This window comes from Pirellulaceae bacterium, assembly GCA_029243025.1.
Taxonomy (GTDB): Bacteria; Planctomycetota; Planctomycetia; order Pirellulales; family Pirellulaceae.
The window spans coordinates 1,117,038-1,141,308 of record JAQWSU010000045.1 but is presented as its reverse complement, the minus strand read 5'-3'; the positions used below and the strand labels follow the sequence as shown (position 1 = coordinate 1,141,308).

General features: G+C 52.4%; 20 protein-coding genes and 1 pseudogene. 15 read left to right on the top strand and 6 right to left on the bottom strand.

Going from position 1 to position 24,271, the window contains the following annotated elements; translation table 11 throughout:
- Window positions 1-546 precede the first annotated feature (546 nt).
- The 4 genes from P8N76_23090 to P8N76_23075 all read right to left on the bottom strand — a co-directional run bounded on the left by P8N76_23090 (window position 547) and on the right by P8N76_23075 (window position 6,532).
- On the bottom strand, window positions 547-1,029 hold the full coding sequence (locus tag P8N76_23090; protein MDG2384573.1) for a PEP-CTERM sorting domain-containing protein: 483 nt from the start codon (window positions 1,027-1,029) through the stop codon (window positions 547-549).
- A gap of 312 nt (window positions 1,030-1,341) precedes the next feature.
- Window positions 1,342-2,394, bottom strand: coding sequence for a polysaccharide deacetylase family protein (locus P8N76_23085; GenBank protein ID MDG2384572.1), 1,053 nt, complete (start codon window positions 2,392-2,394; stop codon window positions 1,342-1,344).
- 5 nt (window positions 2,395-2,399) lie between these two features.
- Window positions 2,400-3,467 (bottom strand): isochorismatase family protein, encoded by a 1,068-nt coding sequence (locus tag P8N76_23080; GenBank protein MDG2384571.1) that lies wholly within the window; start codon window positions 3,465-3,467, stop codon window positions 2,400-2,402.
- On the bottom strand, window positions 3,464-6,532 hold the full coding sequence (locus P8N76_23075) for a c-type cytochrome (GenBank protein MDG2384570.1): 3,069 nt from the start codon (window positions 6,530-6,532) through the stop codon (window positions 3,464-3,466). Before P8N76_23075 ends, P8N76_23080 begins: the two co-directional genes overlap by 4 nt.
- 95 nt (window positions 6,533-6,627) lie before the next feature.
- Between P8N76_23075 and P8N76_23070 the strand changes: the two genes are divergently transcribed.
- Both P8N76_23070 and P8N76_23065 read left to right on the top strand, forming a co-directional pair.
- The gene (locus P8N76_23070; GenBank protein MDG2384569.1) at window positions 6,628-9,495 is read left to right on the top strand and encodes a DUF1553 domain-containing protein; all 2,868 of its coding nucleotides are present in this window, start codon (window positions 6,628-6,630) and stop codon (window positions 9,493-9,495) included.
- 18 nt (window positions 9,496-9,513) lie between these two features.
- Window positions 9,514-11,013 (top strand): DUF1501 domain-containing protein, encoded by a 1,500-nt coding sequence (locus tag P8N76_23065; GenBank protein MDG2384568.1) that lies wholly within the window; start codon window positions 9,514-9,516, stop codon window positions 11,011-11,013.
- A gap of 188 nt (window positions 11,014-11,201) precedes the next feature.
- Here the strand turns inward: P8N76_23065 and P8N76_23060 are convergent, their stop codons facing one another.
- Together P8N76_23060 and P8N76_23055 are read right to left on the bottom strand one after the other, a co-directional pair.
- Window positions 11,202-11,636, bottom strand: coding sequence for a hypothetical protein (locus P8N76_23060; protein ID MDG2384567.1), 435 nt, complete (start codon window positions 11,634-11,636; stop codon window positions 11,202-11,204).
- Between the two features lie 409 nt (window positions 11,637-12,045).
- Entirely contained in the window at window positions 12,046-13,419 is a 1,374-nt protein-coding gene (locus tag P8N76_23055) for a hypothetical protein (protein MDG2384566.1), read from the bottom strand.
- A gap of 311 nt (window positions 13,420-13,730) precedes the next feature.
- On the opposite strand from P8N76_23055, the gene P8N76_23050 reads away from it, so the two are divergent.
- The 13 genes and pseudogenes from P8N76_23050 (at window position 13,731) to P8N76_22990 (ending at window position 24,257) form a co-directional block, all read left to right on the top strand.
- Window positions 13,731-14,459, top strand: a complete 729-nt coding sequence (locus P8N76_23050) for a DUF1549 domain-containing protein (protein MDG2384565.1) — start codon at window positions 13,731-13,733, stop codon at window positions 14,457-14,459.
- Window positions 14,435-14,890 (top strand): DUF1549 domain-containing protein, encoded by a 456-nt coding sequence (locus P8N76_23045; GenBank protein ID MDG2384564.1) that lies wholly within the window; start codon window positions 14,435-14,437, stop codon window positions 14,888-14,890. Before P8N76_23050 ends, P8N76_23045 begins: the two co-directional genes overlap by 25 nt.
- Window positions 14,891-14,973: 83 nt before the next feature.
- On the top strand, window positions 14,974-15,921 hold the full coding sequence (locus tag P8N76_23040) for a DUF1553 domain-containing protein (GenBank protein ID MDG2384563.1): 948 nt from the start codon (window positions 14,974-14,976) through the stop codon (window positions 15,919-15,921).
- 84 nt (window positions 15,922-16,005) lie between these two features.
- Window positions 16,006-16,626 (top strand): annotated as a pseudogene (locus P8N76_23035) (DUF1501 domain-containing protein).
- Complete coding sequence (locus tag P8N76_23030) at window positions 16,587-16,874, top strand: DUF1501 domain-containing protein (GenBank protein MDG2384562.1); 288 nt, start codon at window positions 16,587-16,589, stop codon at window positions 16,872-16,874. Before P8N76_23035 ends, P8N76_23030 begins: the two are co-directional and overlap by 40 nt.
- Window positions 16,784-16,978 carry a DUF1501 domain-containing protein gene (locus P8N76_23025; GenBank protein MDG2384561.1) on the top strand — a complete coding sequence of 65 codons (195 nt, stop codon included), beginning with the start codon at window positions 16,784-16,786 and terminating at the stop codon, window positions 16,976-16,978. Before P8N76_23030 ends, P8N76_23025 begins: the two co-directional genes overlap by 91 nt.
- Before the next feature lie 67 nt (window positions 16,979-17,045).
- Entirely contained in the window at window positions 17,046-17,288 is a 243-nt protein-coding gene (locus P8N76_23020) for a DUF1501 domain-containing protein (protein MDG2384560.1), read from the top strand.
- Window positions 17,270-17,377: a DUF1501 domain-containing protein gene (locus P8N76_23015; GenBank protein ID MDG2384559.1), complete on the top strand. Its 108-nt coding sequence runs from the start codon at window positions 17,270-17,272 to the stop codon at window positions 17,375-17,377. The genes P8N76_23020 and P8N76_23015 overlap by 19 nt, the downstream gene beginning before the upstream one ends.
- 486 nt (window positions 17,378-17,863) lie before the next feature.
- Window positions 17,864-18,829, top strand: coding sequence for a C-terminal binding protein (locus P8N76_23010; GenBank protein ID MDG2384558.1), 966 nt, complete (start codon window positions 17,864-17,866; stop codon window positions 18,827-18,829).
- 181 nt (window positions 18,830-19,010) lie between these two features.
- The gene (locus P8N76_23005; protein MDG2384557.1) at window positions 19,011-19,949 is read left to right on the top strand and encodes an SDR family oxidoreductase; all 939 of its coding nucleotides are present in this window, start codon (window positions 19,011-19,013) and stop codon (window positions 19,947-19,949) included.
- A gap of 201 nt (window positions 19,950-20,150) precedes the next feature.
- Window positions 20,151-20,963, top strand: coding sequence for a fumarylacetoacetate hydrolase family protein (locus tag P8N76_23000; protein MDG2384556.1), 813 nt, complete (start codon window positions 20,151-20,153; stop codon window positions 20,961-20,963).
- Window positions 20,960-22,672: a cyclase family protein gene (locus P8N76_22995; GenBank protein ID MDG2384555.1), complete on the top strand. Its 1,713-nt coding sequence runs from the start codon at window positions 20,960-20,962 to the stop codon at window positions 22,670-22,672. The genes P8N76_23000 and P8N76_22995 overlap by 4 nt, the downstream gene beginning before the upstream one ends.
- A complete protein-coding gene (locus P8N76_22990) occupies window positions 22,665-24,257 on the top strand; it encodes an Nramp family divalent metal transporter (GenBank protein MDG2384554.1) in 1,593 nt (530 codons plus the stop codon). Before P8N76_22995 ends, P8N76_22990 begins: the two co-directional genes overlap by 8 nt.
- Window positions 24,258-24,271 lie beyond the last annotated feature (14 nt).

The following is a 24,271-nucleotide window of genomic DNA, read 5'->3' as shown; positions in this document are numbered from 1 at the left end:
AGTCGCAAGTCTTTCCTCTCCCGCCAGTGTGCCAGAGCCCGGCTCGCTAGCCGTTTGGGCCGTGCTAGGTGGAATCGGTTTGTGTTGGCGAAGAAGGCGGGCGAGGAAATAACCCTTTTCCCTTTCTACCTTTTACCCTTTTTCTTGGCCGCCGTAGGCGGCGCGCGATTGAGAAACCTGGGTGCGTGTATCACGCGAAAGAACGAAGCAAACGTCGGCCGTTATTCCGCCAGCTTCATGAGCCAGGCAGGCGTCTTCGTCGTCAAAAGCCCTCAGCCGTTCAGCCCACCTACCAAGTCCACGGGTAACCCATCTCTTCCATCGTCTCTGGTAACCCTCGCTTCGGGTTTGAATCGCACGTTGCTCATAAAGCTGGTTAACGCGCTAGCTGAATTACTCAACCGCCAGAATTTATTCCCCTCCATCGGATGGAGGCGATTGCAAGCAGCGTTCTCATCCGTTCCCCCTCGTGCCGTTGAAGTGTGTAGCACGTCCACCAGTAAACCATCTTGGCAGAGTTCTGTACAGCAAATGACCCGTGAGTTGTCAGGGCCTTCTGAAACGGAGCAAGAACAGCCCAGCGAGTGCCATCAACGTAATGCTTGACGGCTCCGGGACTGAGAATGTGACGTAACGCCAATGGACGGTGGTTGTTCCGGGATCCCCGCCCCTCCAGGCTTGCTGGTAGTATCCCTCACTGTTCATGTATGCCTGGAGCAGTGGGTTCTCCGGATCGGTCCACGAGCACCTCTTGTACGGATCGTGGAAGCCGATTTCTAAATAGAACTCGCCTGTCAGCGGATTTACCCAACCGTTTGCGTCATCAAACTTGCACGTTCGGAAATAGCCATCGTAGGACATCCGAGCACCAACGACTTCCCCGGTGTCAGGCTCGTAGATAACCCTGCCGCCTACCGGAGTGAATAATCCTTGAATTGTTCCGCCCAGTGTTCCGCCCAACGACATTATGTCGGCGTTGGCAGTGGTTGTGACAGCGAAGAGCATCGCAGTCGTGAATAGCGTTCTCATCGTTTCCCCTGTCGTTTGAATTGTGGTTGCACGTCCGCAGTAAATCAGTTCATCGCAGAGTTGTCCATGAAATGGACTGTGCGGCGTCATGAGTATATTAGGGAACACCCCAACGAAAGTGTTCCCAAATGGGCCGAATCGCGTAGGTAGCTGATGGTGGCTCAGAAACCCTTGTATTTACAGGCTAGATCGGGCGTTGCTCGTAGGTGTAGGCGAAAGTGAAGTATTATGACTGATGATCATAACACTGTGAGTATGCAAACGGAAACAAAACAACTGGGGTGAATTGTGTCGGGTTGAGGACGTAATGTTCTAGGCGGTGAAATGCCGGGCAATGGTGCCCAAATCAACGAGCGTCGCTCGTTGGCGATTTTTCTCAACTAGTTCACAGATCAGTTCGATTGACTTGAAGGTTGGGTCGACGACGTAGAGGCAGGATGGATGCGCCAGGAAGTCGAAAGTTGCCTGATTGTCGATGGTCCATTCGATCGTTTCACGAATCGCATCGAGAAACCATTCCAGTTTCCACTGGCCTGTGCGGAATGCTCCGATATCGCTAATGGGGCTCATAGGGATCTCTACCAATCCGTCGGGATAGGCGAAGGGTTGTGCATTCGCTTGCGCTGAGAGAATGCTTTTCATGATTTGGGCGTCGGGCCGTTGCTTTGGTTTTGTATATCGATGAGCCGGGTAGAGACTGCTGACCCAATCGAAGCCCTGTTCTTGCAGCATTGATCGGACGTCTGGTCGGCTCTTCAGCCCGGTAGCAAAACCGCCAGGTGTCCGAAAACCGTTAGGCGTGATTTTCAAACGGCTCTTCATCGCAATGCTACATAAACGTACGTTTTCCCGAATGATTTCAGTTGGTGTTTTGCCTTCGACCAACCAGGGTGATCGTTGAAATCGAAACTGAACGTCGTTCACTGTTTTTGCCAGGACATTGACGTGATCATAGGTGTGGTTGCCGATGGGGTGACCCTGCTCCGCAAGTTGTCGTAGCCAATCGACATTTTGCTGTTCCAGAACTCGACCCACTGCAAAAAAGTGAATTGCGCTGCCGGCATCTTTGACGCGGTGGGCTGCTTCGACCGAATACCGCTTTGTTTCTTCATTGAGATTTCCTTTTTCATAATCCCAGGAAGTATCTGCCCAGTTGGGAAAATTGCGACTCATTTCGAGGTCGAGCGTGATTGCGATTTGTGCCTTGCGCGGTTCTGCAGCCGAGGAAATGCGGGTCGAGAGAGTCGGGAAAATTAGGCCGGCCACCGTCGCAGCCGCACCTTCGCTAATCCAACGTCTGCGAGTTAGGCAATCGTCAGGATTTGCATCCGTAGCAACACGACGAGGGTGCAAGTTATTTGTCACGATGTTTATTCCTCCACATCGGCCAAGCTGATCCAGGAGACCTGAGTAATCAGCTGGTTGAGAGCGGCGTAGGAGATCGCCGCATTGACGGCAAATCGAGGTGACGCGTTTGAGGGAAACGTAGCGAGAGACGCGTCGCCGACGAGAAAGACGTTGAAGTCTTTCGACAAGTTTTCGTAGCCTGCGGTTGTGCGGCAGAAGCACATGTCGGTTGCATATCCCGTCAGCAAGATATGGTGGATTCCGTTGGCGATTAGAAACTTTTTCAGTGGCTCGTACCCTTCCGCGTCATAGATGACGACGTCGTTGGGATCGACGTCCACATCGCGCGTGACGGGAATGGGCAAATCCCAAAAACCAGCGTTATTGTACTTCTCTCCGGCATCGAGTCCGGGGAATTGCCGAAAATAGTCGGCGACCGGTTTGTCGTTCGATAGCGTCACCGTCTGCGGAAGTGATTTGCCCTCGTAGTTAAAACGGTTCAATTTATCTCTGAGTTCGATTTTTCCGCGATTGCGTTCGGCTAAGCTCGGGGTGTGTTGAAATGATCGGTAGAGTTTCTTGCGAATCGAATCCTGCTTGCCAGGCAAGCTATACATCACCAACCCCACATGATCTCGGAGGGCGTTGATGAAGGGCCGCACGACTGAGCGGGTGTGACGAGCCGCGAAGTGATTTTTTTCCTTTGTGCAGAAGTCCGCGACGCCAGCCGGTTCGGGTGTGTTCCATCCTTGGCCGTCGTCGATCCCCCAAGGGTGCACCATGATCACCGCGGTTCGTTTTGCATCGAGATGATTGGGGATCTCAATGATGCCACGCGCGTTGTAGGAAAACCGCCAAGCTCGGACATTCAGATTTGCAGGCTCGTCGATCACTAGGGGTGGCGATTCGAAATGAGTTCGCTCAATGATCGGTTCAAAAAATTCAGGATGGTCGTTGAGCAAAGGCTTAGGCTCTTTGATTTGGCGTAGCCGATTCTCATAAATTCGTAGTTTCTGATCTGTTTGTTGAGCGTGAGCATGACAGACGCAAAACAACAGACCGAAGAATGGCAGTAAACAAAGAATCTTCATGGTTGGCTCCTGACAGATTGGCCTGTTTCGGATTCAAGGTATCGAAACAGATCTCTCAGTTGCTGAGGGTTAAATTGCCGATAAAGGTCTTTTGGCATCAGGGAAATTGGAGACTCATGGATGTTTTTGATCTCAGAAGTTTGGACCGTGATCTGTTGCTCATTTTTTCCATCTGCCAACGTAATTGTCGCCGGATCATGATTGATGCGTACTCCGGTTAAAAATCGGCCATCGTTGGTTTCGACCACGAGACTCGTGTATTCCTTGCGAATCACGTCGTCCGGATCGACAAGGCTGATGAGTAAGAAATTGCGGTCGGCGCGATTTGCGGTGGTTAACTCGGGGCCAATGGTCGATCCCTCTCCGAACAGTTTGTGACAGGATGCACACTGCTTTTTAAAGAGGGCTTTGCCATTGGCCAAATTGCCTGTCCCGGCTCGAAGGTCGTTATTCAGGCGTCGCACTTCAGCAAGCTGTTCACCGCGGCTGACAGGTTTCATTTTGCCCCAGTATTTGCCAACGATCGAATTTAAGCCCCGATCGTTGAATAGTGTCACTCGACGAATTTGCGTGAGCGGAATCGATTTAGATGGAATCTTGCCGTCTTCCACTGCGGCAAGTAGGCCGCTTGCGGAGGAGCGACGGGACACGAGGATATCGATAACTTGCGAATGAAAAGCCTGATTCTCGCGGGAGAGTAACAGGCGTATCAACTGGTTTGTGACGGCTTGGGATTCGAGCTGAGAAACCACTTTCAGTGCTGCTTGTCGGATCGGTTCTGGATTGCTTGATGAAACCAACGCCAGCGCTGGCTCAACAATCTGTTGAGGCTGAACTTTTGCCAGGATCTTCAGCAGGCCCACACGTCGAGAAAGATCGATCGAATCGTCAAACGCATCGCGGATCGTCACATCGATCGCAGCACGATGTCGTAAAGCAACGGCAAGCTCAGTGAGGTGGAGGTCAGCGGGTCGCTGCTTCCAGGCTTGGATAACGATCCGCGAAAAATCATGGGTTTGGGCGATTGCTACGGCATGATCATCGGAGTGTTGTTCGTGCCAGCCTGCGAGGATCGCTTGCCACAGTGGCTCTCGTGCTTCATTATCGGGAGCGGAAGCAAGTAAACGAACGACGGCAGATAATCCGTCGTCGCCGCCTTCGGCCGCATAACGTCGGATCAAACGCGGGAGTAATTCCTCACGACCCAGTCGTGATTCCCAGTTGCTCGGCCGAACGAAACGATTGAGAATTTCCTCCCGCCCACGAATGCTGTGATGTTCGACTGCCCACCACCACAATAGGTTGAGATAGGGATCGTTCCCGTCGACGTCCCGGATCATGTTGGCATAGATGAGCGGAGCTGCGTGCCGCGCGGGTAAGCGTTTTGCGGTCGAGGCCAATTGGCGACGTACCTCAACGACCGGTTCCTGTTCTGCGCATTCGTTGAGACGATGAGCAAAAGCATCAGACAGTGTTGCTCTATTACCGAGCAGTTGGATCACCCAGAGTCGTACGGCTGGGTGCTGACTTTGGAGCAGTTGACTGGCCAGTGCCTCGTTGAGTCCACCGGTTACCTCGAGTGTCCAGAGCGATTCTAGAGCTGTGACTTGATCTTGGGCTGTTGATACTTGATGAAACAGTGTTTTTTGAATTGCAGATAAATCCATGCCAAGATGGCCCGCACGTGTGCTTCGATTGGCCAATTCGTTTCGTGCTTTACGAACCCACCATTGATTTTTGTGCTGATGGAGGGAGAGCAGTTTTTTCGTTGGCAGTTGGGCGATGTCGATAGCAGGAGGATCAACACTTACCGAACTTGCCTGCGTTGCATAGGAGATGCGAATGATGCGACCATTTGACCGGTCCCAGTCTGCATCGGGATCCGGGTGTGCTGTTCTAGCGTCATGCCAGTCGGACACATAAACCGATCCGTCGGGTCCCGTCGTGACATCGGTCGGTGCGAACCAACGGTCATCACTGGCCAATAGTTCGCCCCCGTGGGCCGTCTTGACCGTTGATCCGTGCGGTTGGATTTCATGCCAGTACACGCCATGACCAAGCAGGTCAGCCGCGACATACTTTCCGCGGAAGGAAGCGGGGAATGTGTTTCCCTGATAGACGATACCTCCAACGGTCACATGTCCGCCGTAGAAGTTGTCGTGAGGGGCATGATTGAAATAGCCGTAAGCGTGCGGGTTATGAAGATTGCCGTGTTTCGAAAACGACTTGACGAAATAACCACCTTGTACTCCGTGTAAGAGCACGTAGCCGCCGTAGTTCGTGCTGTAGAACAGGTTGCCAACTGCATCGAAGTCTAATCCCCAGGAATTTCCGCCGCCTTCGCAAAACAGTTCGAACTGTTTTTTTACAGGATGATATCGCCAGACGCCCTGTTGAAACTCGATTCCGCGGATCCGCGCTGTGACCGTACTTCCTTGGCAACCGTAAAGCCAGCCGTCAGGTCCCCAGGTGAGCGAATTGGCGACGCTGTGCGCATCTTCCATCCCGAAACCAGTTAATAAAACTTCTGGATCGCTGTCGGGTATGTCGTCGCGGTTGCGATCTGGATAGAAGAGCAAGTAAGGCACGTTGAGCACAAACACACCTCCGTGGCCGAAGGCGATTCCGGAAGCTAAATTCAGTCCGCCGATGAAATCTTTGCTGGAGTCCATTTGACCGTCTCGATTGGTGTCCTCCAGAATAGAAATCCGATCGGCTCCGCGTGGACCATGCGGTGGGGGTGCAGGAATGCGATCGTATTTTGTCCGCGAATAACGATCTACCTGAATACGTTTGAGGCCAGCTGGGTTGGGATATTGTAAGTATTGAATTACCCACAAACGGCCGCGATCGTCGAATTCAATCGCGACAGGTTGTCGCACAAGCGGTTCCGCAGCGATGATGTTCACGCGAAAACCATCGGCGAGCTGCATTTGCCGAAGTGATTCCGAGGGCGAAAAACCCTGTGCAACGCAGGGGGGAGCTGCAAAAGCAGTCGCAAACCAGATGGAAAGCCACCCGAGCAGCCACTTTGCGAATTGATTTGGGGTGTTTTGTTTCGCCATGCGTTCGCTTGCGGTAAGCTGATGGTCACGTGGTGATGAAATGGGTTGATCACTACCGTTCGTTTTTATTTTCCATCGAACATTGATAGCCAACAATGATTACGCTGAAGATAACGTCGACCGGGACTCGCTGTGTTCACCCAACGATGCTGCTCTTTTCTAATAAGAATCAAGCATTTCGATGCACGTTGGTTTTGATAATTCATTGGTCTGCGAGCGTTGCTTGCTCCCAGTCAACGGTCGATTATACAAAACAAATCAAGCCAATTCTAAAAACACGCTGCTATGCTTGTCACGGCGGGCTGAAGCAAGAGGCGGGGCTGCGACTCGACACGGGCAAAACGATTCGCCTGGGTGGCGACAGCGGTTCTGTCGTGGTCGCGGCGAAGGCGGATGAGAGTTTGCTGATCGAGCGAGTTTTGACAGGAGATGATTCAGCACGGATGCCGCCGGATGGCGAACCGCTGACCAGCGAGCAAGTTGAGCTGATGCGACGGTGGATCCGCCAGGGTGCAGAGTCACCCGAAAACGAAGAGCCGGAAGCAAATCCGCGCGATCATTGGTCATTTCGTGCTTTGCAGCGTCCGGCGGTGCCGGGTTCGCGGCCTGTTCGATCGGTCCAAGTATCGGTTGATCTTCCACGCCAACCAATCATCGAACGTGTGGGCAATCCAATCGATGTATTCATTAACGGCCAGTTGGCTGCACACCACTTGATGCCGCAATCCCACGCACCAAAGCAGATTCAATTGCGACGGGTTTATCTCGACCTGATTGGTGTTCCGCCGACTCGTACGGAGCTCAATCGATTTCTTCATAGCAACTCGGATCACGCGTATGAACAGGTTGTCGATCGCTTGTTGAACGATCCGCGATACGGAGAACGATGGGGCCGCCATTGGATGGATGTTTGGAGATACAGTGATTGGTATGGTCGGCGAAACGTACCCGATGTATGGAACAGCGCACCGCAGGTGTGGCGTTGGCGGGACTGGATTGTTCGTTCCTTGAACGAAGACAAAGGCTACGATCAAATGCTTAGGGAGATGCTGGCTGCCGATGAGATCATGCCTGAGGATTCGCATGCCACGGTTGCGACGGGCTATTTGATCCGCAACTGGTATGCTCTCAATCCAAATGACTGGATGCGAAACACGGTCGAACACACTGGTAAGGCATTTTTGGGTTTAACCTTCAATTGTGCTCATTGTCATGACCACAAATATGATCCGATCAGTCAGGAAGATTACTTTCGCTTGCGAGCGTTTTTTGAGCCAATGTACGTGCGACAAGATCGCGTTCGTGGTGAGGCGGATCCCGGGCCATTTCAAGATTACGAGTACAGCACCTTGCGAAAGATTCAGCGACTTGGTGCTGTTCGCGTGTTTGACAAAACACCGGATGCGCCAACTTGGTTCTACACCGACGGCGACGAGCGTAATCGTGTTAAACAGCGTGGTACGATTCGCCCGGGCGTTCCCTCGTTTCTCTCCGAAAACGGTCGTGAGGTCAAACCAGTTAACTTACCCGTGCGGGGATGGTACCCGGGATTTGACCCGGAAATGCAAGCGGCCGTGTTGGCCGATGCTCGGCAGAAGTTGGAATTGTCAAAGTCGAAATATGATCAGTTATCCGAATTGCTGCTGGCGGGAGCTCACAACGATCCTCCAGAGGACGCCAACGTTGTTTCAGCTCGACAGAAAAGCTTGGAAGCTCGTCTCGCTTCAGCTCGTGCAGAACTGGCAAGTGTGGAAGCGCGGATTGCTGCTGATCGAGCGAAGTATGGGGAGAGGGTCGATGCCGACTCCGATGTGTTGACTCGAACCGCCAGCGAGCTTGAGCGAAAGGCAAAACTTTGCAAATTCGAAGCGGAACTGATGGCGAAAAAATATGCACTCGTTTGTGCCCAATCGCTATCTGCCGACGATGAAAAACGACCCAAACAAATTGCTTTGGCGCAAGATCAGCTTGCCGTGGCCGAGCAGGAGTTTGCGCAAGCCGGTGAAGACAGTCCCCGTGATATGACCTGGACATATACTCCCATCAGCGAGGTCTACCCGCGAACAAGTACAGGGCGAAGGCGAGCGCTGGCCGATTGGATTGCTGATCGGGATAATCCGCTGACCGCGCGAGTCGCTGTTAATCACATCTGGATGCGACATTTTCACCAGCCGTTGGTCGCGACCGTGTATGATTTTGGCCGCAATGGTGCTGAGCCTACCCATCCGAAACTGCTGGATTGGCTCGCGGTCGAGTTGATCGAAGCGGGCTGGAGTATGAAACATCTTCATCGACTTATCGTTACGAGTGATACCTATCGCCGGTCATCGAATGTTAGTGTTGATTCGACCTGGGACAATGGGATAAGCAAAAACGCTCCCATGGAAGTCGATCCAAATAATCGACTACTTTGGCGAATGAATTCCGGACGGATGGAGTCGGAAGTTTTACGCGATAGTCTGCTCCACTGTAGTGGAATCTTGGACGCGACCATCGGAGGGCAGCCGCTCGAAAATGATCAGGCATTCAACACGTATCGCCGTAGCTTGTACTACGAAGTTTTCCCGGAAGATGGAGGCGCAAATCAACTGAGCACGTTGTTCGATGCCCCCAATCCACTCGAATGTTATCGCCGCACACGTAGCATCGTGCCTCAGCAGGCACTCGCATTAACCAATAGTGAGTTAGTGCATCAAGTGAGTGAAGAAATTGTCGGTGCTTGGCAGCAACAAAATCCCAATTCAAGCCGAGAACAGCTCATTGTCGATCTGTTCGAACAGATTCTCTCAAAAACGCCCACCCCCGAAGAAAAACAATTGTGCATCGCGGCGATCAATCAACAAATTGAGATCCGATCCTTCGAGGCAGCGGGCGAAGCATCGATCCCGAAGATTCAAACGGCTGCTTACCAGAGTCTTGTTCGCTCTCTACTGAACCACAACGAGTTTGTCACGATTCGGTGAACTCATGAAGGTGATGATATGATTCATTCCAACCTGCTGAATCAAAACGTTCGTCATCGGTCGACGCGACGAGCATTTTTGTCCGATCTGGGTATGGGATTTACCGGTGCCGCACTCGGTGCAATGTTGGCCGAAGATGGGATCGTCCGCGCCAGCGAGGATCCTCGCGAACGTTCACCTGACGGCATGCCGCACTACCTGCCCAAGACGAAGTCGATCATCTGGATATTCTTATCGGGCGGATATAGCCATGTGGAAACGTTCGATCCTAAGCCGGCACTGAACAAATATGCCGGCAAGACATTTGATGAGACGCCATTGGAAAATCCATTGAAATCCCCGCTTCACGAGCAGCGATTTCGCTCCGTTGCGGCAGAAGAGATCAATGTGAGAGACGTTTATCCCACCATTTTCCCGATGCAGGTCGGCTGGAAAAAGTATGGTCAATCGGGCATGGAAGTAACAGATTGGTGGCCGCACTTAGCTCAGCACGTTGATGATCTCTGTTTCGTTCGGAACATGTGGACGACAGACAATGATCACGCGGCTGAAAATCAGATCCACACCGGCCGGCATCGGCTGGATCCTCAAGAACCGAGTATCGGTTCCTGGGTGCATTACGGTCTTGGTGCGATCAACGACAATCTGCCGAAGTTCACCGTTTTGGGGGGGCCGACTCGTTCCGATACGCGGCTGTCAATCGATTCGATGTATCTGGGGCCGCAGCATGCGGGTGTACCCATTGCACTCGACCCGAAAAATCCGTTGCCGTTTGGTCAGCGACAGAGTGGTCAAAGCTTTGCAGCTCAGCAAGCTGAATTCGCGCTGATTCATCAGCTGAACACGCTCTCAGCAGTCGAATATCCGCAGGACCAGGAGTTGATTGCTCGGATTCGATCTTATGAACTTGCCTTCCGCATGCAGGCAGCTGTTCCCGAAGCGGTGGACCTTCGCCATGAATCGGAGGCCACCAAGCAACTTTATGGTTTGGATGAGAAGACGACGGAGTTGGCGGCCGGGCGATTGCTCGTAGCTCGGCGCTTGGTGGAAAGAGGTGTGCGATTTGTGCAAGTGTTTCCCTCGCCGTACGGGGTCTGGGATTCACATCAAAAGCTGCGTGAAAACCACACGCGGCTTTGCCAAACGGTCGATAAGCCCGTGGCCGGATTGATCAAAGACTTAAAGCAGCGGGGGCTGCTGGATCAAGTGACGGTCGTGTTTTGCACCGAATTTGGTCGCACACCGGGACTCGAAAAACGTTCCGGTGGACTGACGGGGCGAGACCATCATCCGAATGGCTTCACGATCTGGATGGCCGGTGCCGGGATCAAGAAGGGGCATGTTCACGGGGAAACTGACGAACTCGGTTACCATGCGTTGGGGGACGCCCATTATGTGACAGATTTGCATGCCACCGTGCTGCATTTGCTCGGTCTTGATAATCGACGGCTCAATTTCCCGGGAAGAAAGCGATTGGAACTCGACTATGGCAGGGTGATTCGTGAGATTCTGAGCTGAGTGTGCTTCATGTAGCGCAGCTCAGCAGATTGCCAGCGTTTTGAAAACCGGGATTGATCAAGTTGAGCGAACTGATGGCTCCAAAGTGTCGATCCGGGAATTGTCATCGGAATACGTATCGCATCCTGATCAGTGTTTCCCAGCTGGTTTTTGGCTTGGCAGCAACAGTTCAGAGGCAAAAATGGGTGCTATGGCATGGGATAGAAAGTCATTTCAAACTCTTCAGTAGCCACATCAAGGATGGATTTGCACAAATTTTGAGTGCCATCGGTTAAATCATCAAGAGACAACATGGTGTATTTTGTTCCTTCTCGCTTCCAAACTCCTTGGCGGGTAGCTGACTCGCTTTTTCCCTCATCGTCGATGCCGAAACCTCTGCCAGTAAAGCATCCCTGAGAAGGAGAATTAGGATTTGGCTTCATCTTGTAAGTGATAAAAACGCGACCGTATTTTCCCGCAACTCCCGATACCGTAACGACTCCACCTTGGTCGGTGAGTTCTACGTTCCGCAGTTTTCCTTTGACCGTAAACGATTCAGATGGGATCTCAATGGTTGTTTGTTCACCAGCCAGAGTAAAGGCAGATAGGCAGAGTAGAACGCACCCCGTGAAGACGAATTTCATGTTGATGTTCCTTTGTTGTTGACGTGAATAAATGTCTCGTTGATTCAAGAAGAAATAGAAACACTGAGTAAAAGCTAAGTTGCAGTCCCCACTGATTGTTCTTGACGGAAAAAATCGGCCTACTGACATCTCTCATGTGCGATAAGGGCTCAGCAGTTACCCACATCAATTTTCAAAAGTGTTATTTGTATTGGTGGGATACCAGTGTCAAACCAATTCCTTGCTCTCTTTCGTAGGCCAGATATTCGCCTGAGCGTGACCTTCTCCAAGAAAGGGACATCCTCCGCAGGAGTGAATGAAGGCGATCTGGAACTCGTGAATCGTTGCACTTTCGACGCTGAGATGCGTCGAAGGAAGCCATGATTGTTTGTCGCTGTTATTTTGTTGCCGATGTCAGCCAAGCACGTGGCTAGTTGGGCAATAACACAGAGGCCATCGCTTGGCGAATTCGGGCTTCTGAACCGGGCGCTACCCAAAGCCATTTGTCATGGAAAGCATCTCGGAACGCGGATTCCGTCGGGATATAGCCAGGCCAACATTCTCCGTATCCAATGGATAGGACAAATGACTCGGGGCACATTTCTTGCGCCAGAAGTTGGTAGCCTACGAAGGACTCACCCGGAAACAGCAGAAGTTTGGCCTCACCCAAATCGAGACAAGGCATGTCGATTTTCTGACGGCGGCCAACTCGCTGTCGACTCGCCAGTCCCATCGCCGCGAGTATACGAGTCTCGACCGTTTTCGAATCATCAGCAAGTACGTTTGCTAGCGCTTTTTCCGAGAGGGACGGGTCAGGGTGGAAGTCTAATTCGAACTGAGTATTGCGAAAGCGGACCTGGGTTAAGGGGACTCGGCGCGTGTTCTTCCAGGCAGTGACCATGGCGTTGTACAGTCGTTCTGTCAGAGCCAGTCGACTGTCGGCGCTGCCGTCATTGTATTTGCCCGCAGTCACATCGCCGCTGCAACCGGAGACATAGATCTGTTTTATCGATAGATCATCTCGCTGTCGTCGTTCACGAGCAAGTCCGACAAAGTCAGCGGATACTTCTCCCGCACCGTAATAGCTCATGGGATGGGTTGCGTAAGCGTGTAACGCCAATCGTGGCTGCTCATTCGTCCAGAAGCTGATGGTCTTTAAGAATGGATCGATCTCGCCGTCGGCTGCTTGGCGATGAAACGTTTCGCTCCCACTCCGACTACCACGGCTATACATCACTTGCCCACTCGGCATCACCACTCGACGATTTGATGCGATGCGTTTCACCTTGGCTTGTCCCATCCCGAGGTGGGTGACTGTTTGGGCGTGTTTCAAGCTGGTAGCGAGCGAATTGGCAACGCGTTTTACGGCATCGTCATGGAAAGGTTCGTCGTAGAGTTCGCCGGTCAAGTTGGCTGCTCGGAGCAGGTCTGCGGCGTTTTTGTCGGTGACGGGTGCGTCATGTTGGTGCAACGAACAAACCAGCACGCGTTCGCGAGTTGTATTTGCCGATTTTGCCAGGGCATCACGCCATTGATCGTAGGAGCCGTTTCGTATTTCACACCAGTCCACCGCGCAGACAACCACCGGTTTGTCCTGGCTTAGCAATACAAAACCGTTTGCGTAAAGTCGGTCAGTGATGGTTTTCGACTTGGTTGGCAAGACCCCCATGCAACGATGGCCAATCGGTATCGTCACGTCACAACGAAATGTCGCCAAACGAAATTCTGCTCGAAGTTCATTCGCGACCCCAGCTAACACCATGAAGAATAAAAACGGGGTGAACCAACTGCTCTTTCTGCTCATAACTTAACGACCTCGGTCTTCGTGATCATGAAGGGGAGTTGGTTACAACTGCCAATTTGCCATAGAGGTTTTTGTAGCTCGGCCCTCAACAGTTGAATCGCGACTTCTGGATCTTTGTATCAGAAGTCCTTTGTTCTTGCAGATCCAGGATGAGGTGACTTGACATTTCTTCGAAAGTTGTCCCGATTACGACGTTCAACTCGCGGTGCACTCGCCGTAGAATAGAGTGTTGTTACGCCAGCGTGTAGACCCTTGGACCATCGGGAGAGTTGACGAGCGAATGAAACGCGATGGGATGAATAAGTTGTCGCATGGTTCGGCTGAGCTTGGTTAGCGTGATCGGTCCAGTCCTCTCCGTTCGTGGTGAGGAACAGATCGATTTTGGCCGCGACATCCAGCCGATCTTGGCGAATCACTGCTACGCTTGTCATGGTCCCGGTGAAAAGGTCCGTGAGGCGGGGCTGCGACTCGATCGCCGTCAATCGGCGGTCGAACATGAGGCGGTCGTACCGGGTCAGGCAGATGACAGCGAGCTGATTCGGCGGATCCTGAGTGATGAATCGGATGAGCAGATGCCTCCAGCGGAGTTCAATAAACCGTTGCTCGAGGCGCAGAAGCAGCTCTTGCGGAATTGGATTGATCAGGGTGCCGAATACGGTCGGCATTGGGCATTCAAGCCCATTGCGAAACCTGTTCCAAAGGTTGTCGAAAACGATTGGGCTCGCAGCGAATTGGATCAGTTTGTGCTGAAACGTTTGCAGGGTCGAGGGATCGATCCGGCTGCGGAGACCGATCGAGAGTGCTATTTGCGACGCGTGACGCTTGACCTTACGGGCTTGCCACCGACGATTGCCGAATTGGATGCGTTGCTTGCGGATCGTTCGGTTGACGCTTACGAAAAAGTAGTCGAAAGGCTACTTCAGAGTGATGATTACGCGGAGCGGATGGCAACGATCTGGCTGGACAATGCTGCTACGCGGACAGCAACGGTTTTCAATTCGACAACGTCCGGCAGATGTGGCCGTGGCGTGATTGGGTGATTCGCGCCTTTCAACGGAACATGCCGTTTGATCGGTTTGTCAGTCAGCAGCTGGCTGGTGATTTACTGCCAGGTGCTACGCAGGATCAAAAGATTGCGACCGGATTCAATCCCAATCATCGATTCACGATTGAAGGTGGCGTCTTCGATGAAGAGTATCGTGTGATGTACGTCAACGATAAGACGACCACTGCTGGAACGTTATTTCTCGGCCTGACGCTGGAGTGCTCGCGGTGTCACGATCACAAGTATGATCCGATTTCCATGAAGGAGTATTACCAGTTATACGCCTTCTTCGACAGTAATGCGGAAAAGGGCATCGGAGAAAAAGATAAGCCGATCGCGCCTGCCTTCAATGTGGGCAGCGGGTACGTCATGGTGATGCAAGATATATTTTGCAGGGCGGCCCATTCGACCAGCAAGGCGAGGTAGTGCAGCCAGACACTCCAGCGGTGCTGCCGAGTTTTGGGAATCGTCCGCGCAATCGACTTAGTCTGGCGACTTAGTCTGGCGACTTGGTCTGGCGACTTAGTCTGGCGGCCTGGTTGACGGCGGCAGAGAATCCGTTGTTGGCTCGAGTCACCGTCAATCGTATCTGGCAGCAGTTCTTCGGAGTTGGGTTGGTGAAGACGGTCGACAATTTTGGTGTGCAGGGTGAAACGCCCAGCAAGCCAGAATTACTTGATTGGCTGGCGGCCGACTTTCGCGAGAGCGGCTGGGACTTGCACCATTTGATTCCCACCATCGTGCTGTCATCAACCTACCGACAATCGTCCAGACGCCGTCTCGAACTGGAAGACTTCGAGAATCGGCTCCTGGCGCGCGGAGCTTCGTTCTGTCTACCTGCCGAGATGATTCGTGATCAGGCGCTTGCTGTTAGTGGCTTGTTGACGCGTCAAGTGGGCGGGCCGAGTGTTAAACCGTACCAACCCTCTGGCATCTGGGAGGATGTGAACGCTCCCGCCGGATATGACGAAGTCTACGAACAGGACAGTGGTGGAGCGCTTTATCGAAAGAGTATGTATATATTTTGGCGGCGCGCGGCGATGCATCCGGCCATGGCCGTGTTTGATGCTCCGAGTCGCGATATGTGTAGCGTGCTGCGTTCGACGACGAACACGCCGTTACAAGCTTTGGCCCTCCAGCACGCCCCGACCTATATCGAGGCAGCTCGTAAATTGGCGGAACGAATCATCAAAAGTGAGCCGTCTGAACACGCAATGATTGTCAGTGGGATGCGGCGAACTCTATCACGCTCTCCGACCAAGCGAGAATTGGCCCTGCTGAGTCAGTTGTATCACCAACGGCTTGACGGCTATGCGGCCGATCCAGCGCAGGCTGCGAAATTACTGCAGGTTGGTGAGTCGACCGCCGATCCCAAAATTGATGCCGTGCGATTGGCGGCGATGTCCGACGTTTGTCTGGCCATCTTTAATCTCAGTGAAACAATCATGAGAAAGTAAGTCGAGATGACGCAGCTTACATCGATACTCCACCGAATTGATCGCTGTACATTTCTACGGGGTAGTGGCGTCGGTCTCGGCAGTATGGCACTTGCCAAACTTGAAGGTGTCGAGCAGGTCACGAGGCAACGATCGCATCATGCGCCGCCTGCCAAACGGGTGATTTACCTGTTCCAGTCCGGTGGGCCGTCACAGGTCGATTTGTTCGATTACAAGCCCGCACTCGCTAAGTTTCATGGGCAAGATATTTTTAAGCTCGTTGAAAAATCAGGTCGTCTGACTGGCTGCACGAATCAGCACGAGATTCATCCTGTGATCAATACACGCTATCGATTTTTCCAGCACGGTGAAAATAGTGCGTGAGTGAGCGAGTTGTTACCCCATATCAGTACGATCACGGACAAAGTCTCAACGGAAAAAGTCTCAATTGTTCGCAGCGTAAGCACCACACCAGTCAACAACGATCCGGCGCTGAACTTCATGCACACCGGCCACAATTTACCTGGGCAACCCTCGATCGGAGCTTGGCTCAGTGATGGTTTGGGTACGATGAATCGTGAACTGCCTGATTTTGTTGTGCTGGTGTCACGTGGTGACCTCGGCAATATGCAACCGTTGAATAATCGCTTTGGGGGAGCGGCTTTCTATCATCGCGTTTTGCTGGAGTGCGGCTGCGTTCCGGGGCCGAGCCCGTGTTGTATCTGAAGGATCCGACGCAGAAGCCCATCGGCGACAAACGCAAAATCCTCGATGTGGTCAATGCCCTGAACGAGCAAGAGTTGGCTTCTAGTGGTGACCCGGCGGTGGAGGCACGCATCGCACAATACGAAATGGCGCTCCGTATGCGGACCCCCGTTCTCGAATTTGCCGATCTGTCCGACGAACAAAATCGACTTATCAACTCTATGGAGAGGAGGCAAGGCAGCCAGGAACCTATGCGTACAATTGCCTGATGGCACGGAGACTGGCAGAGCGAGATGTACGCTTCATCCCGCTTTATCATTCTGGTTGGGACCATCATTTCAATCTGCCTGATCATTTGCCCAAACGTTGTTAGGAAACAGACCGCGCTACAGCTGGATTAATCCAAGACCTTTATCCAACGCGGACTGTTTGATGATACGATCGTTGTCTGGGGTGGCGAATTCGGTCGCACTACGTTCAGTCAGACTGGAAAAGTAAAGGAGTCGTATGGTCGAGACCATCATGCGAACTGCTTTACGATGCTGGTAGGCGGGGGCGGATTTAAGTCCGGGCTCATCCATGGGGAAACGGATGACTTCTGCTATACTGCCGTACGTGATGAACTGCCTGTTCACGATCTCCATGCGATCTCCATGCGACCCTCATGCATCAGCTCGGTCTGAATCACGAGCGACTGACCTACCTGCATCAAGGTCGCGACTATCGATTGACCGATGTCTACGGAAAAGTCGTCGGAGAACTGCTGGCGTAAGTCAGGATGTTCGTAATGCTGGTGATTGCTCGTCCAAGGCGCTGTTCCTGATTCTCGGTGGACAACATTTTTCCTTGTCAGCAAAAGGCTGACAAGGAGACCATGGCAGTGAGCGGCTGTCGTGATTTTTTTGCGATTCATTCAGAAACGTGTGGGAATGACCCCTTGTATCTCGTGCCAGTGTTCGCGATTAAGTGTTCGCGATTAAGTGTTCGCGATTGCTGCAAAGCCATTCCGCCTAACTCGTGTATCATCGCCATCCATGTCATGACCGTCCATTTTTGAAAATGTCCTGAAACCCTTCTTGATACCCGATTTGGATTTTCTGATCGGTTGTTCTGATTTGCCCGTATCGAGTGCGGCCATGCTGCTATTCTTCTGCGTGCGGCCGACGATTGGTACGCCGTTGACGGTGGATATTTGAGCCATTAGATTGGCGGTTGACGGAACCGTGTCCATGCAAGTGTGTGACGAAGGAGACTCATAATGTTCAAAGTGGCGATAACGGATTTTACCTTTTCGTCGTTGGAGATTGAGAAAGGCATTATTGAGGCGGCGGGCGGTCAGGTTGTCAGTGGGCAATGTAAGACGCCAGAGTTGCTGATTCCACTCGTGTCAGGCGTTGATGCGGTTATAACTCAATTCGCGCCGGTCAACGCGGATGTGGTCCGTTCAATGGAAAGGGCTCGAGTGATCGTTCGCTATGGGGTTGGCTACGACAATGTGGCCTGCGATGTAGCTCGAGAACGAAAAATACCCGTTTGCAATATTCCCGATTATTGCGTGGATGAAGTTGCCGATCACACGCTGGCGTTTATCCTGGCAATGACGCGGCATCTTCGAGCGAACTGCGCTAAATTGCTGGAAAACGAATGGGGGCTTGGCGTTGAAGTCGATCAGATGCGAGCTCTCTGTGATCAAACGGTCGGTGTGATTGGATTGGGTCGCATCGGATCTGCGGTCGTTGAGCGCCTGAAGCCGTTTCGGCCGAAAATACTGGTGGCGGATCCGTTTGTTTCTGCTGAAGCGGTAGCCATGCAAGGCTGTGTTCTAATGACACCCGAGGAATTGCTTGCTGAATCTGATGTTGTCACATTGCACTGTCCCTCGACCGACATAACTCGTGGATTGATCAACGAGCAGAATCTGCGGTCGATGAAGCCGGGGTCAATTCTTATCAATGTGGGCCGAGGTGATCTGATCGAACAAGATGCGTTGGTTTCAGCGTTGAAATCTGGGCATCTCGGGGCCGCCGCGTTGGATGTTTTTGATCCAGAGCCACTTTGCGCAGATAGCCCTCTTCTACAGATGAACAATGTTGTTGTTTCGTCCCATGTTGCTTCCGTTAGCACCAAAGCGATTCATCGATTGCGCGAAACGGCAGCAAGACTGGCGGTTGCAGCTGTCCGAGATGAGCCGCTTCAGAACATTGTCAATCAAGTGGGCCCGTGACAAGTGGGCCCGTGAGGAAACTGTGTTATTGTTAAGTCGCAGTGACTGTTCGGATCACAACGTCATCTGCCTCTCGAGATGATCGACTGAATCTTGGCCGGATGTTTGGATAGGAAGTTAAGGATGAAATGGTGCGATCGGTGAAAAGGGACGCTGTTTGGCTCCAAGTAAGGAGCGTTAGATGAAGCCATACGTTTTGGTAACCGGAGGAAGTGGCTTTATCGGCTGTTGGGTCTTGCGTGAATTGTTGGAACGTGATGCCGTACCCGTCGTGGTTGATCTTGTGCCTGCTTGGGATCTATGGAAAGAGTTGCTTGGTGATCGGGCGGAGGACGTTGTTTGGTCAGATGCCTCGTTACTCGACCGCGACAGCATGCAGAGTGCCATCGAACATCATGAGATAGCGCACGTGATTCACCTGGCGGCATTACTAACACCAGATTGTCAGGAGCGTCCTTGGGATGGATGTCGTGTCAATGTGCTGGGCACGACAGGTGTCTTCGACGCTGCTCGACGGGCGGGTTGCGTGAAAGCGATCTCTTATGCAAGTTCTCGCGCTGTACATGGTGATGAGGTGAGGACAGATGTTTCAGCTTCGCAAGCACCAACGTTTTATGGAGCGTTTAAGTTGGCGGCCGATGCAATTGCGGCACAGTATTGGCGACATTTTTCGCTTCCATCGGTCGCCGTACGTCCGCACGTTGTTTACGGACCCTTACGCGAACTTGGCTTGACGGCAGGGCCGTCACTGGCGATCAAAGCAGCGGTCATGGGTAACGATTACAGCATCGGTTACCGTGGTGAAGTAACCTATGACTACGTAGAAGATGTGGCGCGAGCCTTGGTCCGCACGGCGTTCGAATGTGAGGGCAAAGCGACCGTTGTCGATTTGCCTGGTGAGAGCTCCAGCACGGAACATTTTGCCAGCCTAATCAACGCTCTTGTGTCAGAATCTGCAGCAGGAATTTCGGTGGCTGGACCGGTGATCCCTTCAAACCTGTTGCCAAGTCCACATTATATAGCTGAACTTTTTCCCGACTGGGTTGCCACTCGGCTGGAAGAAGGGGTGAACCGGACCGCAGATTATTATCGCCGACGGCGGGACAGGAGAAATGGTTAGCCGTATTGGGAGCTGGTAATGTCGATCAATTTGTGGCCCGCTTTGTGGCCCGCTAATCTCGAATCTAGTTGAAATGCAATTGTTTTGGGACCAAAATGTTGGCAACTGAAGCACGGTCGGATTTTATCGTCAGGATGAGATAGATCGATTTGCTGGCGCGAAACAGTTCGAATCCTAGTGATCGCGAATAGGAGTTCCCTTGTGAGAATCGTTCGTTTAGAAACGGGTAGCGGAGATTGTTGTTACGGTAAACAACATGAAGATGGTCGTGTGACTCGCTTAGTGGGTGATCCGTTTGGGGATCTGGAAGATACGGGGGAGACTGTCGAGGTGCGCAAGCTGTTGGCGCCGATCGAACCGCGTGACATTTTCTGTATCGGACTCAACTACCGCCGGCATGCGGCAGAGGGAAAGCAGCCAATTCCGGAATGGCCTATTGTTTTCATGAAAAACAGTGGTGCGTTGCAACATCCTGGTGATCCCATTGTTCTTCCGAGAAAACTGCCAAGTGATTCGGTTGATTATGAGTGCGAACTGGCTGTAGTAATCGGGAAGACTTGCCATAACGTGTCGAAGGCGGATGCGCTCGATTATGTCTTAGGTTACACCTGTGCTAACGATGTGAGTGCTCGTGACTGGCAGCTGAAATATGGTGGAAGCCAATGGTGCCGTGGCAAAACGTTTGCCACTTTCTGTCCCTTGGGTCCGTGTCTCGTGACATCCGATCAGATTCCTGACCCAAACGCATTGGGGATCAAAACCATTCTGAATGGTAAGTCGATGCAGGATTGGAACACCAATGACATGATCTTTGACGTGCCCACGTTGATTGAGTTTCTCAGCGGTAGCACGCGACTGGCAGCTGGGACGGTGATCTTGACTGGAACGCCTCATGGAGTTGGAGGCGCTATGGATCCGCCTGTTTTCTTACAGCCGGGGGATACGGTGAGCATCGAGATTGAATCGATCGGGGCGCTAACCAATCCTGTTATTGCGGAGGGAGGTGAGAAATGATGTCGAGCATTTCCGTTGACCGATGGGCCCTTCGATTGGTCTTCGCGATCACCTTGGTCTTGTGGGGGCGGTTCAACGATGTTGCGGCGCAAGAGTCGCGATTTGTCGACCATTCCTTATTAGTTGCTCCCGAATACCCAGTAACGTGGCCGGCGGCTCCTTTTCCGCGTTTTCAAATTACGTCGGAGCGGGTGATTGGATCTGACTGTGCTTACAACGTTGATGTGTTGTTGATCGATGGGAATTCGGGCACTCAGCTCGATGTGCCTCCACACTCCGTCACGCGGCCTGATTTGAAAGGTCCGAAGTCCGGGCCGCTGGGACTCGCCTTCACGGACAAGATTGAGGCTTGGCAGTTTGGCGGTGAAGCGTGCGTCGTTGATGTGCGGGATTTGCTGGGGCAGGCCCCGAAGGGTACGAGTCCGCTCGTGCTTCCTCAGCGCGTCGAACGCTTTGAGAAAAAGCATCGCCGCTTGCGCTTTGGTGACGTGGTGTTGTTTCGCAGTGATTACTCCGACAAATTTTACCGACCGTTTCCCGAAGGGACTCGGTACATTGCCGATATTCTTGAGCGGAAGGCCCCCGGTTATCCCGATCCCAATCCGGATTGCATGGAGTTACTCGCAACTCGTAAGGTCATGACGCTTGGTACCGATAGTGCGAGCATGGGGCCGCTACCGAATCTGGCGGAACCCACACATTACGCCGGACTAAAACACGGCATGATTTGGACCGAGGGTGCCACCAATCTCGGTGCGCTGCCCGCGACAGGGGCCTTTTACACCATGCTAGGTCCTAAGCACAAAGACGGTCCCTACGGAGAAGGTCGTGCGTTCTCCATCGTCGGGGGCAAGTTGCCGCAGCGGCTGATTGCCGCAGCAAAGGCCAAGCGAGCGATCGATTTGTCACCGACGCTCCAACAGGGATTGCCTCTGACTTCGCCCGGCATCGGTACCGGCAAACATCGTCAGGTCTATCTCAAAATCGATTTTCTCTACGCCGAAACGTTGGACCTCTATCATCATGCTCATCTGATGGACAGCATGGCAGGAACGCATTTAGTTCCTCCCGCGTATGCGCTGCCGGCCGAAGACACTTATGTTCCCTATGCGCCGGAGGTGCGAGGCTGGTTGCAGCAATATGAGCGCGAATTCGGCAAGCGTGGCTTTAGCTCAATGACCACCGAAAAAGTACCCCTTGATTGGACCTGCGGAGAGGCTCGGGTGATCGATGTGACTTCATTGATCAACACCACGAACAAGGAAAACTGGCCAGCTTCGCCGGAAATTTCACCGGATCACATTCGGGCATTCGAAGCGAAAAACGGCACTTTGCGTGAGGGAGACATTGTCATTTTTCGAACCGATCATGTTGAAAAAAATCTGAAACTAGCGCCGGACGATGTTGGCTTGTGGACCGATCCATTGCTGGGAAAGTCGGAAGGTTGGCCGGCTCCCGGGCCGGCGGCGATCGTCTATCTTAAATCGAAGGGTATTCGTTGTGTTGCCACGGATGCACCTGATCTTGGTGGTGTCGATCCCCGTCGCGCGCTGATGACCTATTGGACACTTGGATCTCAAGAGATGGTGGGTGTCGAGTTTTTAGTGAATGTCCGCAATGTACCCAAGAACTCCTACTTTTTATTCGCTGCGGTGAAAATTAAAAACTGCCACGGTGGTCCTGGGCGAGCGATGGTGTTGCATGACTGAAAATGCAAAAGCGAAGCTTCCTGAAACTTGTCTCCCTACCTGGGACGTTGCTGAACTTCCCGAGCCGAAGCCATTGGGCTTGAAAAATCTTACCGGATTCATCGGGCCAGGCATCGTCATGTGTGGGATTCAAATTGGTGGTGGTGAATGGCTCTTTGGGCCGACGATTACGGCGGAATATGGTGGGGGCCTGATGTGGATTGCGACGGTCGCGATCCTGTGTCAGGTGTTCTACAACGTGGAATGCGGTCGCTATACGCTCTACACGGGTGAGCCAGTTTTCACCGGATTCATGCGGACGAAACCCGGCCCCGTGTTTTGGCAGGGTGTCGCGATGATGCTCAGTTTGGGGACATTGATTCCGGGATTGTCGACCAATGCAGCCGTGTTGATCGTCTCAATGTACCTGAATCGTGCACCGACCTTGGAGGACACCTGGCTAGTGAATACGGTTGCCTATGTGTGCCTGGGGATTGTCGTTCTTCCTGTCCTGGTTGGCGGCAAGGTCTATAACATGCTGCAGCTGGTTATGACGGCCAAGGTGTTCATCGTACTGGGATTCTGTTTGTTCATCGGTCTGTTTTTTGTCAGTGCTCAGGGCTGGTATGATGTCTTCTCCGGATTTCTGCGTTTCGGAAATGTACCGGTCAACGACAACCAGGGTCATGAAACCGTTGTCAATGCTTTTTCCTACTATGCCGAACATGGGGAATGGCCGGTGATCGCTCTCGCCAACATCGCTGTCTTGGGGGCGTTCGCGGGATATGCTGGCGGAGGTGGGCTTGGCAATTCCACCTACAGTAATTTCGTTCGCGACAAAGGCTGGGGGATGGGAAGCCAGGTGGGTGCAATTGCCAGTGCCGTCGGTGGTCGCAAAGTCTCGCTAAGTCACATTGGTAAAGTCTTTGAAATGAACGATGAGAACTTGCGCAAGTGGAGGGCTTGGTGGAAATATATTATTACCGACCAGTTTTGCATCTGGGCTCCGGGTTGTTTCATGGGCATGGCGTTACCGGCGTTGCTGTCGATTGAGTTTGCTCATAGCTCGACGATGTTTGGCACGGAAGTTCCCTACGCACAGCCGCTGATTTCGGCTGACGGGATTCGTCATTCGGAAGGTATCTCAGCAAACGTTCGCGAGTTGCTTTGGCAAATTACCCTGTTTGTTGGATTGATGGTTTTTTTGCCGAGTCAGATGTCTATCGTCGACGACTTTGCTCGTCGATGGACTGACATTTTTTGGTCCTCAAATCAGAAAATCCGCGGAAAGATGCAGCCACACCAAGCCAATCGGATTTATTACTTTTTGCTCGGATGCTATGTGGTTTGGTCGTTTATTGCTGCAACCATCTTTCTCAGCTTTGGAAATGCGCCGACGTTGATGGTGGTGGTGATTGCGAATCTGAATAACGTAGCCCTTGCGGTGACATCGTTTCATATTTTGTGGTTGAATCGATCGTTTTTGCCGAAGCAAATACAGCCAAAGTGGTTCAATGTACTAGGGATTGCTTGTTGTGGAATTTTTTATCTTGGGATGACGGTGCTCGTTTTTTGCGTGAAGGTCGTCCCCTTTTTTTCCGAGTGATGGGATGGAAATAG